The sequence below is a fragment of the Desulforegulaceae bacterium genome (genome assembly GCA_034006035.1).
In the GTDB taxonomy this organism is placed as follows: Bacteria; Desulfobacterota; Desulfobacteria; order Desulfobacterales; family JACKCP01; genus JACKCP01.
In genome coordinates this window covers 36,771-52,920 of the sequence record JAVETN010000003.1, presented here as the reverse complement: position 1 = coordinate 52,920, position 16,150 = coordinate 36,771, and the positions used below count along the sequence as shown (strand labels likewise).

15 protein-coding genes are annotated in these 16,150 nt (G+C 29.6%); all 15 read left to right on the top strand.

What is annotated here, in order from left to right; translation table 11 throughout:
* Positions 1-22 precede the first annotated feature (22 nt).
* The 15 genes from RBR53_03440 to RBR53_03370 all read left to right on the top strand — a co-directional run bounded on the left by RBR53_03440 (position 23) and on the right by RBR53_03370 (position 16,144).
* Positions 23-1,306, top strand: a complete 1,284-nt coding sequence (locus RBR53_03440) for an O-antigen ligase family protein (GenBank protein MDY0131701.1) — start codon at positions 23-25, stop codon at positions 1,304-1,306.
* Complete coding sequence (locus RBR53_03435; protein MDY0131700.1) at positions 1,296-2,249, top strand: polysaccharide deacetylase family protein; 954 nt, start codon at positions 1,296-1,298, stop codon at positions 2,247-2,249. The genes RBR53_03440 and RBR53_03435 overlap by 11 nt, the downstream gene beginning before the upstream one ends.
* Before the next feature lie 16 nt (positions 2,250-2,265).
* Positions 2,266-3,321 carry a glycosyltransferase family 4 protein gene (locus RBR53_03430; protein MDY0131699.1) on the top strand — a complete coding sequence of 352 codons (1,056 nt, stop codon included), beginning with the start codon at positions 2,266-2,268 and terminating at the stop codon, positions 3,319-3,321.
* A 1-nt stretch (position 3,322) separates the two neighbouring features.
* Positions 3,323-4,300: a hypothetical protein gene (locus tag RBR53_03425; protein MDY0131698.1), complete on the top strand. Its 978-nt coding sequence runs from the start codon at positions 3,323-3,325 to the stop codon at positions 4,298-4,300.
* Between the two features lie 145 nt (positions 4,301-4,445).
* Entirely contained in the window at positions 4,446-5,438 is a 993-nt protein-coding gene (locus RBR53_03420) for an ATP-grasp domain-containing protein (GenBank protein MDY0131697.1), read from the top strand.
* Entirely contained in the window at positions 5,428-6,054 is a 627-nt protein-coding gene (locus tag RBR53_03415; GenBank protein ID MDY0131696.1) for a hypothetical protein, read from the top strand. The genes RBR53_03420 and RBR53_03415 overlap by 11 nt, the downstream gene beginning before the upstream one ends.
* Positions 6,027-7,163 carry a glycosyltransferase gene (locus tag RBR53_03410; protein ID MDY0131695.1) on the top strand — a complete coding sequence of 379 codons (1,137 nt, stop codon included), beginning with the start codon at positions 6,027-6,029 and terminating at the stop codon, positions 7,161-7,163. The genes RBR53_03415 and RBR53_03410 overlap by 28 nt, the downstream gene beginning before the upstream one ends.
* Before the next feature lie 18 nt (positions 7,164-7,181).
* Positions 7,182-7,712 (top strand): DapH/DapD/GlmU-related protein, encoded by a 531-nt coding sequence (locus RBR53_03405; GenBank protein ID MDY0131694.1) that lies wholly within the window; start codon positions 7,182-7,184, stop codon positions 7,710-7,712.
* 7 nt (positions 7,713-7,719) lie between these two features.
* Complete coding sequence (locus RBR53_03400) at positions 7,720-8,346, top strand: GNAT family N-acetyltransferase (protein ID MDY0131693.1); 627 nt, start codon at positions 7,720-7,722, stop codon at positions 8,344-8,346.
* Positions 8,343-9,428, top strand: coding sequence for a hypothetical protein (locus tag RBR53_03395; GenBank protein ID MDY0131692.1), 1,086 nt, complete (start codon positions 8,343-8,345; stop codon positions 9,426-9,428). The genes RBR53_03400 and RBR53_03395 overlap by 4 nt, the downstream gene beginning before the upstream one ends.
* Positions 9,425-10,585 (top strand): hypothetical protein, encoded by a 1,161-nt coding sequence (locus tag RBR53_03390; GenBank protein MDY0131691.1) that lies wholly within the window; start codon positions 9,425-9,427, stop codon positions 10,583-10,585. The genes RBR53_03395 and RBR53_03390 overlap by 4 nt, the downstream gene beginning before the upstream one ends.
* A 5-nt stretch (positions 10,586-10,590) precedes the next feature.
* Positions 10,591-12,486 (top strand): asparagine synthase (glutamine-hydrolyzing), encoded by a 1,896-nt coding sequence (asnB, locus tag RBR53_03385; protein MDY0131690.1) that lies wholly within the window; start codon positions 10,591-10,593, stop codon positions 12,484-12,486.
* Between the two features lie 15 nt (positions 12,487-12,501).
* On the top strand, positions 12,502-13,857 hold the full coding sequence (locus RBR53_03380) for a hypothetical protein (GenBank protein ID MDY0131689.1): 1,356 nt from the start codon (positions 12,502-12,504) through the stop codon (positions 13,855-13,857).
* Between the two features lie 11 nt (positions 13,858-13,868).
* Complete coding sequence (locus RBR53_03375) at positions 13,869-14,264, top strand: VanZ family protein (GenBank protein MDY0131688.1); 396 nt, start codon at positions 13,869-13,871, stop codon at positions 14,262-14,264.
* A 167-nt stretch (positions 14,265-14,431) separates the two neighbouring features.
* Positions 14,432-16,144 carry a bifunctional sulfate adenylyltransferase/adenylylsulfate kinase gene (locus RBR53_03370; protein ID MDY0131687.1) on the top strand — a complete coding sequence of 571 codons (1,713 nt, stop codon included), beginning with the start codon at positions 14,432-14,434 and terminating at the stop codon, positions 16,142-16,144.
* Positions 16,145-16,150: the final 6 nt, after the last annotated feature.

Sequence of the window (16,150 nt, the reverse complement as noted above, 5' to 3'; positions counted from 1 at the left end):
ATTTTGTTAGTGAGAATAAAAAATGCCTTTAAAAACTATTTTATATATTTTTATACTTTTATCTTCCCTTGTTCTTTCAATTGCATCAGGGCCTATATTTGGTGCTTATGGTTATATTCTTTTTTACAATGTAAATCCCCTTAGTTATTGGTGGAGTAGTTATATTCCTTCTTTTTTATCAAGATATGCATTTCTTTTATCTATTTCTATTTTTATGGGTTTTTTGATTCATTTTTCCAAACTGAGATTTAACAAGTGGTTTGAAAGCCAGGAAATAATTTTTTTTATGTTTGTTTTAACAATTTTGCTTTCAGATATTATTGGTTTAAATTTGCCATCAGATAGTAACTCAACAAAAATGTTAAAAGTTTTTTTTGTTATATTTTTAGTATCGCATATTGTTACTGATTTTAAATATTACAATACAATGACATGGATTTATGTTTTTAGTGCTTTTTATTGTGCCTTTGAAATATCAGTTTACGGGTCTTTTAGGTATTTTGATGGGCGTTTACATGCTGGAAGGGGCGGTTCTGATTTTAGCGAAGGAAATTTTTTAGCAGCACATTTTTTAATGATTGCTCCATGGGTTGCTGTAAAGTTTTTGAAGGGCAATATCAAAGAAAAAGTTTTATGTTTTGGAGGGGCGGCTTTAATAGCTAACACCCTTGTGTTGATAAGATCTAGGGGTTCATTTTTAGCAATAGCAGTTGGTTGTTTTTTTTCAATAATAATTTCACAAAAGAAATACAGAAAAAAAATTATCATTTTATTAATTGTAGGCTTAATAGGCTTTATAAGTGTTACTGATGATAAATTTTGGAAAAGAATGGATACCATAGAGACTAGAACAGAAGAAATGGGATCATCATCAGCAGGAAGAGTCAATGCCTGGATTGCTGCTGTGGAAATGTTTAGAGATTACCCTTTTGGCATAGGTGAAGGAAAATTTAAGTTTTTAATTGGTAGCTATAATCCAGAGATGGAAGGAAGAGACACTCACAATACTTTTTTCAGGTGTCTAGCTGAACTAGGTGTTCAGGGGTTTGTTTTGTTAATCTTGCTGACTTTAAATGCTTTTAGAGTTTTGTCTTCAGTTTCAAAGAGAATAGAAGATAATGAAGTTTTGCAAGAGAAATACGCACTAGAGGTTTTTGCTTTAAGACTTTCTCTGGTAATGTTTCTTGTTACAACTATTTTTTTGACACATACTTATATAGAAGAATTTTATTGGCTTTTATTGTTTCCTGTTTTTTTGAAACGATGTCTTGATAATTCAATTATGGATTTAGCAAATGAAAAATAAATTGAGTATTTTAACATTTCATAGAATTGTTGAAAAAAATGAAAATTATTTTATCCCCCCAATGGCAATTGATTTATCAAGTTTTAAATCTCTTATAAAAAGCATTTCTTTTTTTTATGATTTTGCTGATTTGAAAATCTCAGCAGATGAAATAAGAAAAGGTAAGTATTCAAACACCAGAGTAGCAATTACTTTTGATGATGGATATAAAGATAATTATGATCTTGCTATGCCGATTTTAAAAAAATATAAGGTACCTGCAACTTTTTTTATTCCAGTTAATCAAATAGAAAACAATGAGCCTTATTGGTGGGATTATCTTTTTCATTTAGTAAAAAAACATACCAAAAACTTTATAATTTTTTTTGAAGGACAAAAAAAACTATATTCACAGTTTGAGGATGTTTCCAGCAAAAATCAATCAGATGGTAAATTTTGCAGACTCCTTGTTCAAAAAATAAATTTAATGTCTGAAAAGGACAGGGATAATTTTTTGAATACTCTTAAGGATGCTTTTGGAGCCTATGCTGGAAAAAGGCTGCTGATGAATTGGAAAGAAATTGAAGACCTTAGTAAACATAACTTTTCCATAGGTTCTCATACATTAAGCCATATACCTTTAACAGATTTGAGTGAATCTGAAGTTGAAAAAGAAGTTAATTTGTCTAAAAAATTATTAGAGGAAAAAGTTAAAACTCCAGTTAATGGATTTTGCTATCCTAGAGGGGCCTGGAATAAAGAAATTGAGTTTATTGTAAAAAAAGCAGGCTATGATTATGCTGTTACAACTGAATATGGAACAAATACGGAATCTTTTAATTTATACTCCATGAAAAGAAAAAATATTTCTGATTATATGGGGTTAAGAAATTATTTTCCCACTTTATTTTATTTGTTGGAAATTTCAGGAATTTTAGATCCTTTTTTATCCAAAAGAAGATAGGATTTTAGATAATATAATGAAAAAAATATTGGTGGTTTCTCCTTTTCCTCCTCCTTATGGTGGAATGGCAGTTCAGGCTGAAAAGCTTTGTGTAAACTTAAAAAAAGAGGGTTTTATTGTTGATAAAGCTGAAACTAATATAACTCTTTCTGGTCCATTCAGACTTTTTGAGTCAATTCCTGTGGTAAGAACGTTTTTACGAGTTTTAATTTTTCTTTTTAAATTGCAGAAAAAACTTAAAAAAACAGATACTGTTTTTTTTCTTACTGGTTTTTATAACTTTTTTTTCTGGATCACACTACCATCAATTATTTTAATAAAAATTTATAAAAAGAAAATAATTCTAAGTGCAAGAGGAGGAGGAGCAAAATCATTTTTTAAAAAATACCGGTTTTTTTGCAGATTTATTATCAAAAAAGCAGATTATATTATTGTTCCTTCAGAGTTTTTGAAAAATATATTTTTGGAAGAACTTGGAATAAAAACAACTATTGTTCCAAATATTGCTGATTTAGATCAATTTACCTTCTTGAAAAGAAATAAATTTAATCCAAAGCTTATTGTTACCCGTTCTCTTGAAGAAATATACGGAATTGATACTATTATTAAATCTTTTTATGAACTGCAAAAATCATTTCCAGAAGCTGAGCTTGGTATTGCTGGAGGGGGAAGTCTTAAAAAAGAACTTAAAAATCTCGTAAATAAATTGGGTATTCAAGATAAAGTTTGTTTTTATGGTGAAGTAGAACATAAAAAACTACCCTTTATTTATAGCAAATATGATATCTTTGTTAATTCTTCAAAGATTGACAATCTTCCCGGTTCTATTCTTGAAGCTTTTGCATCAGGGCTTCCTGTGGTTTCAAGCAACTCAGGAGGAATTCCTTTTATGGTAAAAAACAACTATTCAGGCCTGCTTTGTAACGCTGATGATTATCTAGCTTTAACATCAAATATATTAAAAGTGATTAATGACCCAGGTCTTGGTACTTATTTATCAGCCAATGGTTTTAAAGAGCTGAAAAATTATACCTGGCCTAATATAAAAACTATAATTTTGCCGATATTGTAAAATGAAAACCAATATATATATAACAGTTGATACAGAAACAAGTATAGGAGGTGCATTTTCCAATCCTTTACTAAAACCTGTTGGAAAAGAAAAAAGAATTTACGGAAAAATAGCTGGTGAGCATTATGGTATTCCTCTTATAATGGATATTGCAGACTCCTATGGTTTAAAGATTACTTTTTTTGTGGAAGTTTTAAATCATTATTATTTTGGAAAAGAAGATAATTATGAAGTCTGTCAGTATATCTTGAAAAGAGGACATGATGTTCAGCTCCATCTTCATCCAAACTATCTTAATTTTAAACTTGATGAACCTCAAAAGCTTATTTACTCAGATAATATGTATGATTATGATTTAGATACCCAAGTGGAATTGATAAAGGAAGGTAAAGAGCTTTTAAAAGAATTTGGAGTAAATAATCCTGTTGCTTTCAGAGCAGGAAATTATGGCTTTAATTTAGATACGTTAAAGGCACTGAAAGAAAATAGCTTTCTGTATGACAGCTCATATAGTTTTACTTTTTGTTCGAATAGAAAAGATTTTTTTAATTTATTTACAAATGATGTCGTTAATTTTAACAATATTTATGAATTTCCTATAACTAATTTTTTACCCTTGATTTATAAAAACTCAATTAGAACCAGGCCTCTTGATATTAATGCTGCAGGTTTTGATGAAATGAAAAAAGTATTACTCTGGGCAAATGACACTAAAATTAAAAATATTACTATAATTATGCATTCTTTTAGCTTTATTAATTCTATGGATATTCAATACGCAAATTGTAAGCCAAGAAAAATAATTATATCAAGATTTAAAAAGTTGTGTGATTTTTTAAGTTTAAATAAATTTAAATATAACGTTAGTACTTTTGAAAAGATAAATATGAGTGAATTGTTAAATAATCAAGATTTTGAGAGTTTTTTTAAAATGCCTTTATTTCCAACCGTAAAAAGAATGGCAGAGCAGCTACTATAAATAAATAATTAAGACTTTAGTTAGGAGTTTTTTTAAGATGTTAAATGCGATAAAAAAGAATATGTATTTTTTCGTTTCTTGTTTTTTAGTAATTTTGTTTAAAATTTATGACAAATTTTTCAATAAAGAGAGTAACAAAATAGATTTGGAAACCAGTTATTACAAATGTGAAGCTGAATATCTTGGATTAAAATTTCAATTGATTATGGATAATGTTTCTCAGATTTCAAATAGAAAAACAAAATTTAATGTTTGGAAAAGTGGTACAGATTTAGATGGTAAGGGCTCTTTGCATTTAGCAGGCAATAAAAAATATTGTTATGACCTTTTTAAAAAAGCCGGTATCCCAGTACCAAGGTATAAAATTTTAAAGTCTGGGGATTTTTTTGGCGCTGTTAGTTTTTTTAGAGAAATAAAAAAGCCTATAGTAATAAAACCTGCTAGAGATACAGGAGATTCTTCGGGTGTTTTTGTCAAGTTAGAAAACAGTTTTTCCATTTTTATAGCAGTTAGTTATGTTAAAATTTTTGGAAATGAAATGATCGTTGAAGAATTTATTGACGGTGATAATTTTAGATTGCTTTTTTGCTGTGGTGAATTTTTAAGTGCCTGTGAACGAATTCCTTCATTTGTTATTTGTGATGGGCAAAGTTCAATTAAGCAGCTTATAGATAAGGAAAATCAAAAAAGGCTTGAAATAGGAGATTTGAAACCCTTTGATCCTGATACAAGACCAATCTTATACAAAATAAAAATAACTAAGTCTTTAAAAAATTTTATCAGAAAACAAGGTTATAATTTAAATTCAATCCCACAAAAAGGTATTAAAGTAAACTTTCAACCTATTTGTCACTGGTATCAGGGGGGAAGTTATTATGATGTAACCGATAAAATTGATCAAAATTTTGTTGAAATGGCCAAAAAAGCTGTTGAGCTAGCTGGAGTTAAACTTGCGGGAGTAGATTTGATTACAAGTGATATTGAAAATTATCAAAGAGGAAGGTGTGTAATTAATGAAATAAATACTACGCCAGGATTGTTAATACATTATGAAGTTCAAAATCAGGAAAAAAGAATTCCTGTTATTAGAATAATTTTAAAAAAATATTTTAATCTAGAGGGGTGCAATGAAACTTAAAAGAATTATAAAATGGTACTTATCATTGCTTTTTTCTGTACAAAAAATAGTGGTAAGGAAGTTTTATTTAAAAAATTACTCGAAGGATAATAGAGTACTTTCAAATATTTTTTTAAAAGAATTTGAGCTAGCTCTGATTGATAAACTACTTGAATTTCATGATAAAGTTTGTACCGAATGGAATTTTTTGTTTACAAGAGAAGACATCATAAAAAGAATATCTGAAGGACATAAGTGCTACATTGCCGTTACCAATGAAAATGTAATTGTTGGATTTTACTGGATAGGAATTAACTCCTTGTACTCACCTGATTTGAGGGCAAAAGTAAGTGTATCAGAAGATTCAATTATATCATACAATGGTTTTGTTGATAAGACCTGTAGGGGGTTAGGTGTTTTTCCAAAAATGAGAAATATGGCTTATAGTGATTTCTTTAATAAAGGATATAAATATGCTTACGGGTATTCCTTGTCAACAAATAATGCCATTGCAAGTTCTTCAAAAAAATATGGTTTTAAAAATGTTGGAAAGGCCTATTTAGGCTTTATTTTTGGTTATCATTATATAATTAGGCTTTTTGAGAAAGAATGTTTACTGAAAATAGAAAAATTATGAAAAAAATTAAAATTGTTCATATTGTTGATTCATTAGGAATAGCAGGTTTAGATCAAGTTGTAATAAGGCTTGCCAACTCGGTTGATAAAGATAAATTTGAAGTTTTTGTTTGTGCTCTTAAAAGTTTCAGAAAAGATGCTGTTAACCTTCTTTCATCTGAAGTTCATTTTAAGTGTTTAAGCAGTAACTCTCGCTTTATAACAATAATCAGGCTATTAAGATTTTTACAAAATAATAAAATAAACATAGTACATTCTCATAATTGGAGTGTTTTGCCATCTGTTTTCATAGCCAGGGTTATTAGTTTAAAGGACATTCATTTTATACACTGTGAGCATGGAATGGATGTCGGGTTTTCAAATTTTTCTTTTAGAAGAAAGTGTTTAAGTATATTTTTATACCCAAGAATAGATAAATTAGTATGTGTTTCAGAAAACTTGAAAGATTTTTTTTGTAAAAAATTTAACGTTTCAAATCTAGTAGTTATAGAAAACGGTGTTGACGAAAGCTTCTTTTTACCAGAAGATAAGCTTGATGCAAAAAAACGAAACGGTTTTCCTTTAAACCATGTTATCATTGGCACAGTGGCTGTCCCCCGACCAGTTAAAAGAATTGATTTCATAATAGATCTTTTAAAAGAACTACGAGATTTGAACCAAAATGTTTTTTTTGTTCATGTTGGAGCAAGAAAAGATAGTCCTGCTGTAAAAAATTTGTCTAGAAAAGCATCTGAACTCGATGTTCTAGATAGAGTACTTTTTTTAGGTGTGAGACATGATATAAATAAAATTTTACCAGGTTTTGATGTTTATATAAACACCTCATTATTTGAAGGCACAAGTTGTTCTGTTTTAGAAGCTATGTCTGTTGGTTTACCTATTGTAGCTTCCAACGTTGGTGGTAATTCTGTTTTGGTAAATCACTCGGTTAATGGCTTATTGTTTGACACATTCAAAAAAAATGATGCTCTGATAATGGTTAGTGATTTAATTCAGGACGAGAAAAAGTTGATTTCTATGGGAAATAAAAGCCGAAATATCATTATAAAGAAATATTCATTAAAAAAAATAACTAAAAAGTACGAAGAATTATATCATGAATTTTTTTAAATCGATATTTTACAGTTTTTGTATAAAAAAGACTTCTTAACAAAAAAGTTATGGACCCCGTGGAATAAGAATTTTAAAAGAGGTCCTTATAATTTAATTGGAAAAAATATCTCTATTGGCAGTTATTGTATAATTGAGGATGGAGTTATAATTGGGGATAATGTACAAATAGGAAATTATGTTTTTTTAAAAAAAGGAACAATAATTGAATCTAATGTTGTAATCGATAGTTATGTAAGATCTTCTGGAGATAATTACATTGGTAAAAATACCGTTATCAGATATGGGGTAACAATTGCAAAAGAAGTTGAGATTGGAGAGAGTGTTTTTATTTCTCCAAATGTAATGACAATTTATAGTACACATAAGGGGGTTTTTATAAAAAAAACAATTATTAAAGATAGGGTTTTTATTGGAACTGCTGCTGTTATAGGTGCTGGTGTTGTTTTAGAAAAAGATATTGTTATTGGTGCTATGTCTTATGTTGTAAAAGATTGCAAAAAAGTTGGAAAATATGTTGGTGTTCCTGCAAGGATTATAGAAAATTAGCTTTTGTATGCAAATATCAAGCCTGGAATGGTATAAAAAAAGATATTTTTTTTCTAAAAAAACAATGAAAATAGTTGCTTTTGATATTGAAAATTCCAGCGTAAAATTTGTAAAAGAGTATGTCTTAAAAAATGGAAAGGTTCTAAAGAGTTATATAATTAATGAATTAGATAATGATCTAATTTCTAAATTTGAAAATGCTTTTTCAAAAATGGACTTTTCCCCTCCGTTTAATATTAAAGATATAAATACAAGGCTTTCTCAAGGATATTTTTTTTCTGTAGGAATGATAGATGAAAATATTGTGGGTTGGACTTGGGGTGGTGTTAAAAAAGTTTATTTTGATGACTTTTTTACTTATATTAATCTTGAACCTGAAAATGCTTTTTCTTTTAATAGTTATGTAGAGAAGAAATACAGAGGACATGATATCCTGAAAATTCTAATCTGGAATTTGGTTTTTTCTTTAAAAGAACAAGATTATAAAAAAATTTGGGCATTGATATATCCCTGGAATAAATCTTCAATAAAAGCTTATATTAACAGCGGGTGGACTCAAGACAATAGTTATTTGTTTATTAATATTCTTGGGCTGAAGTTTCACAAACCATATAAAAGAAAATTAAAAGAATGACTGTTTTTTTTATATCTAAAATTAATCCAACATCAATTGGTGTTTTATCAGATTTGAAAAAAGCTCAATTAAATTCAGTTTTTTTTGAAGATTTTAAAAAATATATTTCTGATAAAGAAGCTGATTTTGATAATGTGTTTTTTGTTCCCACCACAGATCAGGATAATATATTCATTCTAGAAAACTATGATAAATTGTCAGAGCTTGGTCATAAATTTATCACATCAAAAAAGACTCTTTCAATAGCACTTGATAAATATCTTTTTTATAAAGATTTATCTTCTAAAAATATTTTAACTCCCACAACATGGCTTTTAGATAAAAAATTTATTTTAAAAAAAGATCTTTTTTTTCCCCTGATACTTAAACCCTGCTTTCCTGGTGAATGGAAAACAGCTGAAATGTCAGCTTTTATGGAAAACCGGAAGGCTGTATTTATAAAAAATATTCTGGAGCTTAAACATTGGTACAATAAGCTTGAAACTTTTAACTCCAAAATTATTGTTCAAGAAATAATTGAACAGAAAAATGACGAAAATTATTCTTTTTGTGGTTATTCTGATGAAAATGGAAAAGTGCTCTGGGGGTTTTTAACTCAAAAATTAATCCAGTATCCTGAAGGCTTTGGCACAGGTGTGATGTGCACAACTGTTGATAATCTTTTTCTTTATTCAAAATTACAAAAGATTGTTGAAGAAATTGGGGTTGAAGGCATTTTTGAGCTGGAAGTAATAAGAAGCAAAAAGGATGATAAGCTTTATGTAATTGAGCTTAACCCAAGACATTGGGGTCAGCACAGTATTTCAACAAAGCTTGGAGTTAATATAACTCTTCTTGACTATTATTATAAACGCGGAGATTTTAAAAAAGTAAAAAAAATAATAGAAAATAGAAACAAAGACATAAAAAAAATTGTCTGGATTGATACTCAGGGATACTTAAATCATTGTATTAAAAATTTATTTTTACCTTCCAGGTGCAAATTTAAAGAGTTTTTTTCATCTAAAACCAAAATATCAGGATTGCTTTTCGATGACTTTAAATTGTATTTAAAATTAAATAAAAAGAAGCTTGTTAAATGAAAACAGTGCTTATTTCAAAATTTTCTCCCCAGGCCTTGGCTTTTTTAAAAAGTTGCTATTGCAATAAAATTGATACTCTTTTTTTATGGATTGCTGATAAAAAAGAGCCTGTTCCTAAATCCAAATTTATTGAAAATATTTACAAAATTCCTCAGGATTTAGTTTTTTCTGATAAAGGGATTGAGCTAATAAAGGAATCATTAAATGAACAGAGAAAATATTTTCTAATATCTACCAGCGAAAAAATTTCTGGATGGCTCTATAAATCTGAAACTTTGGGTGATGGTTTTTTTGAAGTTCTTTTTAGTGAAAATATGGATAATATTCTTTCAAAGACAAAACAATTAGAAACTGCCAGAAAATCAGGTTTAAATTTATTACCTACATTCTATATTACTAAAGATAAAAAGAGCTATTCAACTATTCCTGAGTCAAACTATCCTTTATGCTTAAGGCCTTCTGAATTAGATTCTGTTAAGCCGGGATTTAAAGTTCTGATTATAAAAAATCAAGACGAAATGGAAAATTACATTAAAGGACTGGAAAAATTAAATTCACATCTTCTTGCCCAGCCTTTTATGGATGTTCCCAATCTTGTTGTTCATGGTTCAATGGATAAGCTGGGAAATGTTTTTGGGTTGGAAGGATTTATTGTAAAAAATAAATTTGAAGGAGTTAGTTTAACAATTCAAAAATACAAGATTGATAAAAGTTTAAAAGAAAAATGTAAAAAATTTGTTCAGTCAATGGATGTTTATGGACCTTTTCATTTTGAATTTTTGTATGATGAAGTTAAAAATAAAAACTGGTTTCTTGAGATAAACAACAGAATGGGAGGAACAACAGCAAAGGTATTTTCTCTAGGCTATGATGAACCTGCTTATATTCTTAAAAGTATGGGAGTTAATATTTCTGCTGATTTAAAAATTTCATCTGAAGTTTCATCAAATAAAGCTGGTTTAATTAAGTACTTATTAAATATTATTTCAAACAGGCTCAGCCCTCTTGATTATTCAGATAAAAGTTTAAAAATTGAAAAAATAGTGTTTGCTTTAAAAGGACTTTTTTTCTTTAAAGATGACATTTTATCCTTGAAAGATTTAAAAAGTATTTCTTCATTTTACAAAGCGTTGATTTACGAAAAGCTGAAGGGTTAATTCTTATGTGCGGAATCTGCGGAATTTATAATTTAGACAATAATCCTGTTCAAAAAACTCAGATCGAAAAAATGAATTCTGTAATGGTTCATCGGGGCCCTGACGCTGGCGGAATTTTAATTGATAAAAATATCGGCTTAGGTCACAGAAGGCTTAAAATTATAGATCTTGAAACCGGTGACCAACCTATGCAAGATAAAAGCGGACAAATAAGCCTGGTTGTTAATGGTGAAATTTATAATTATTTAGAGCTTAGAAAAAAGCTGGAAAAAAAGGGTCATACTTTTCTTACTAAAAGCGATACAGAAACAATTATTTATTCATATCTTGAGTATGGGGAAGATTTTGTTAAAAAATTAAGGGGAATGTTTGCCATAGGGCTTTGGGATAAAAAAGAACAAAAGCTAATAATTACAAGGGACAGAGTTGGTAAAAAGCCTTTGTATTATTATTTTGACAATAAAAGGCTTGTTTTTGCATCTGAGCTTAAATCTCTTCTTGAAATTAACGATATACCAAAAAAAATTGATTATAAAGCTCTTGATGCTTATTTCTCATATGGTTATGTACCTTCTCCTTTAAGCATAATAAAAAATATAAAAAAACTTGAACCCGGTCAGATTGGAGTATTCAATCTTGCCGGAGAATTAAAAATAAAAAATTATTGGGACATAAATTTTCAAACCAGCTCTTTTAATCTTTCTGAAACAGACTTGATAGAAAAACTTACTGAGCTTTTTGATGAGGCTGTTAAAATAAGGCTTATAAGTGATGTTCCATTAGGTGCTTTTTTAAGTGGAGGAGTTGACTCAAGTGCTGTTGTTGCTTCAATGGCAGGGTTTATGGACAAACCTGTAAAAACTTCTTCCATAGGATTTATGGAAAAAGAGTTTAATGAGCTTTCTTTTGCTTCATTGGTTGCAAAACAATATGGAACAGATCATCATGAATCAATAGTCAGCGCAGATGCTCTTGATATTATTAATAAAATGGTTTGGCATCTGGATGAGCCTTTTGCAGATTCATCTTCAATTCCCACATGGTATGTTTCAAAAGCTACAAGGAAAAATGTAATAGTTGCATTATCAGGAGATGGAGGAGATGAAAATTTCGCAGGTTACACAAAAAGATACTCAATGGTAAATTTGGAAGATAAAATCAGAAAAAAAATTCCTGATTTTTTAAAGAAGTCCTTTTTACCTTGTTTTGCTTCAATATATCCAAGAATTGACTCTCTTCCGCGTCCCTTAAGACTTAAAACTTTTTTAACAAATATTTCTGATAGTTTTGAAAACTCATATTGCAGGGATATGTCTTTTTACTTTGACTCAAAAACAAAAGATAACCTTTACAGCTCTAAGATGAAAGAAAAGGTCAAAGGTTTTTCATCGGAAAATGTTTTGTTAGGTTATCTTAATAAGTGTTCCAAAGACATGGATGCAGTTTCCAAAGCTCAATATGTTGATATTAAAACTTATATGACAGAAGATGTTCTTGTAAAGGTTGACAGGATGAGCATGGCTCACTCTCTTGAGGTGAGATCTCCAATTCTTGACCATGTTTTTATGGAATTTGCTGCCACTATTCCTTTAAGATTAAAATTAAATGGTAAGGAATCAAAATATATATTTAAAAAAATGAATGAAAACAGACTTCCTTCTGAAGTTTTGTACAGAAAAAAACAAGGCTTTTCTGTTCCTTTATCAAAATGGATTAAAACTGATTTAAAACCTGTTGTTGAAGCTGCTTTGTTTAGTCAAAATAATGGTATTGAAGATTTTTTGGATATGGATTTTCTAAGAAAAATCTACGATAATAATTTAAGAGGAATAAACGATTACAGCAGTCAGATCTGGAATGTTTTTATGTTTGCACTCTGGAAAAAAGAGTTTGGATTTTAAAAATAAAGGAAAAAAATGCATAGTAATCTTGTAAAAAAAATAATTTATCCTGCACATGAAAAAATTTTTGGTAGAAAAACTTTTGATTACTTAAAGGTTCTTGAAAAAGAACAGTATTTGCCAAAAAAAGAGCTTGAAAACTTAAAGTTTGAAAAACTCAAGGCTCTTTTAATTCATTCAAATAAAAATATTCCTTTTTATACAAAAAGATTTAAAGATGCTGGTTTCAAGCCGGAACTTATGGAAAAAATTGATGATTTTAAAAAAATTCCGTTTCTTACCAAAGAGGATATAAGAAATAATCTTGAAGATTTAAAATGGAATAATTGCCCTGGAGGTCTTGTCAGGTACAATACCGGCGGTTCAACAGGAAGCCCTCTTATTTTTTATTTTGATAAGAGAAGGCAATCCTTTGATAAGGCAGCAAGAATGCTTACTCACAATTGGTGGGGCGTTGATATTGGTGATAAAGAGCTTTATCTTTGGGGTTCTCCCCTTGAGATTTCAAAGCAGGATAAACTCAAGGAATTAAGAGATTATCTTACAAACGAACTTTTGATAAGTGCTTTTGAACTTTCTGAAAAAGAAATTCCAGGTATTATCAAAAAAATAAAAAAATTCAGGCCTGATTCTGTGTTTGGCTATCCAAGTACAATAGCTCTTTTTTGCCAGATGGCTGAAAAATCAGGATATAAACTTGATGATTATGGAGTTAAAGCAGTTTTTACAACTGCAGAAGTTTTGTTTGATCATCAAAGAGAAATTATAAGCACAGGTTTTGGAAATATTCCTGTTGTTGATTCCTATGGAAGCAGGGAAGCTGGATTTATTTGTCATCAGTGTAAACAAGGCAATTATCATCTTATAGATTCCAATTATATTTTTGAGCTTGTTAAAGACGGCAAAGAGGTGAAAGAAGGCGATGAAGGTGAAGTTGTTGTTACCCATCTTGATGCTTGGGGAATGCCTTTTATAAGATACAGAACAGGTGATGTTGCAAAGTATGGAGATAAAAACTGTCCATGCGGAAGAACCTGGACAACAATAAAAAATATTCAGGGCCGGACAACAGATTTTATTGTAACTCCCGACGGCAGATGGCAGCATGCACTTTCTTTAATCTATGTTGTAAGGGATCTTGAAGGGGTAGGGCAGTTTAAAATTATTCAGGATACTGTTCACGATCTAGAAGTATTGATAAAAATTGATAAAAATTTGTTCCCGGCTGATGGAGAAAATAAAATTATTCAAGGTTTTAAAAAAAGAATGGGAACAAATATCAATGTTAAGGTTATAAAAACAGATAAAATTCCTGTTGAAGCTTCAGGAAAATACAGATATGTGGTTTCAAAGGTCAGTGCTTTTAAATAATGAAAAATACAATGTCAATATTAAAAAAAATTAAGTTTCCGATTTTATTTATGATTCTGATTTTTATAGAATCATCTATTCCCTTAGACGGCAGTTCTGCTTCACCAGAATTTTTAATGAAGCTTGATCCCAATATTCAAAATATGCTCCACATCCCTCTTTATGCTTTTTTATGTATTTTATGGCTGTATTCTTTTCAAAGTTTAGGTTTTTCTTTTAGGAAAAATATTTTTTTCAGCTTTTCCATTACTTCAATTTATGGAATTTTTGATGAAATCCACCAAACTTTTATTCCTGGAAGATACGGCGGGCTTACAGATGTTTTGCTTGATGTTACAGGAGCTTTTTTGGGGATAATTCTTTTCCGTTTTATCAGGAGAAAAAATTTTTTTAAAACAAAGAGCTGATATTTACTCAAGAACCTAAAGAACAAAAAGTGTAAAGCTGAAGCTTGGTATTTTTTATAAATAGTTAACTTAAGTTTAAATTTTTGAAACCGGTGAAAGTCAGGCTTATAATAAAATTATATTTCAATCCCAACTTTATTTTAGAATAAAATATAAAGGCTTGTAAAATGTCAAACAAGATTAATCCTCCATACAAGGGAAAACTTCTAAACCTTACTCCTGATGAAGATGAAAAAATAAAACGGAAAGAAAAAGCAGGGCAGCTTGTCCAGGTTGCACTCAGCAAGCGTTCTATGCTTGATTTTGAACTGATAGCCAACGGCGGTCTTTCCCCTCTCAATGGATTTATGAACAAAAAAGACTATGATCTTGTTTTAGAAAAAATGGAAACTTCCACAGGTCTTTTTTGGCCTCTTCCCATATGTTTGGATATAGACCAAAAAACTTATGAAGCTGTAAAAAATCAAAAACAGGCTGCCTTAACAGATGAAGAAGGATTTCAGCTTGCAATAATTGAAATAGAAGATATTTGGAAACCAGATAAATCAAAAGAAGCAATTAAGCTGTTTAATACTGAAAACAGCCAGCATCCCGGAATAAAATACCTCAAAACTAAAACAAAAGAATATTATCTTGGAGGAACTCTTAGGCTGATAGAGCTTCCTGTTCATTACGATTTTAAATTGTTAAGATTTTCACCATCAGAGCTAAGACAGAAATTTATAAAATCTGGATGGAAAAATATTGCAGGATTTCAAACAAGGCATCCTCTTCACAGACTTCAGTTTGAATTATGTATGAATATAATAAAAGAAAATAAAAAAAAGCTTCTCATCCATCAAATAGCAGGAGAAACTAAACCCGAAGATTTTGATAGATACACAAGAATACGAGCAACCCAAAAAATAATTGATAAATTTCCTGTTAACAGTTCAAGATTAAATATTTTGCCTCTTTATTTAAGATTTGCAGGATACAAAGATGCTCTTTTTCATTCCATAATTTCAAAAAATTACGGATGTTCTGATTTGATTGTGGGACATGGCCATTCAAACCCTATATTTAAGGATAGATCTGGATATTTTTATGATAATGAGCTGATTAAAAAACAAACTTATGAACTTTCAAAAGAAATAGGAATAAATATAATTCCTGTGCCTGAAATGAGATATGTATATTTTGAGGAAGAATATCAGTTTATTGACCAAATACCAGAATCCAATCAGTCTTTATCTATTTCAGGGGAAGAAATAAGAAAAAGAATAAAGCTTGGAAAAAACATTCCCTCCTGGGCAAGTTTTCCTGAAGTACTTGAAGAGATAGAAAAAAACTATCCTCCACCTTCAAGGCAGGGGTTTACAATTTTTTGTACAGGACTTCCAAGTGCAGGAAAATCAACAATTGCAAAAGTTCTTTATTCTAAGTTTCTGGAAATCGGCAAAAGACCAGTAACTCTTTTAGATGGTGATATAGTAAGAAGAAATCTTTCAAATGAGCTTAATTTTTCAAAGGAACACAGAAATATAAATGTTGAAAGAATTGGTTTTGTTGCAAATGAAATAACAAAGAACAGAGGGATTGCAATTTGTGCTCCCATTGCTCCATATTCAGAAACCAGGGAAAAAATAAGAGAACTTATTGAGCCAAGCGGTGGATTTATTGAAGTATTTGTATCAACTCCTCTTAATGTCTGTGAAGAAAGAGACAGAAAAGGAATGTATGAAAAGGCTAAAAAAGGTTTTATCAAAGATTTTACAGGAGTTGATGATCCCTATGAAATACCTGAAAATCCTGAAGTAATTATAGATACTACAGCAAATTCGCCTGAAGAATGTGCTCAAATGGTTATTCAGGAACTTATACGACTTGGATATTTGTAGTTTTTT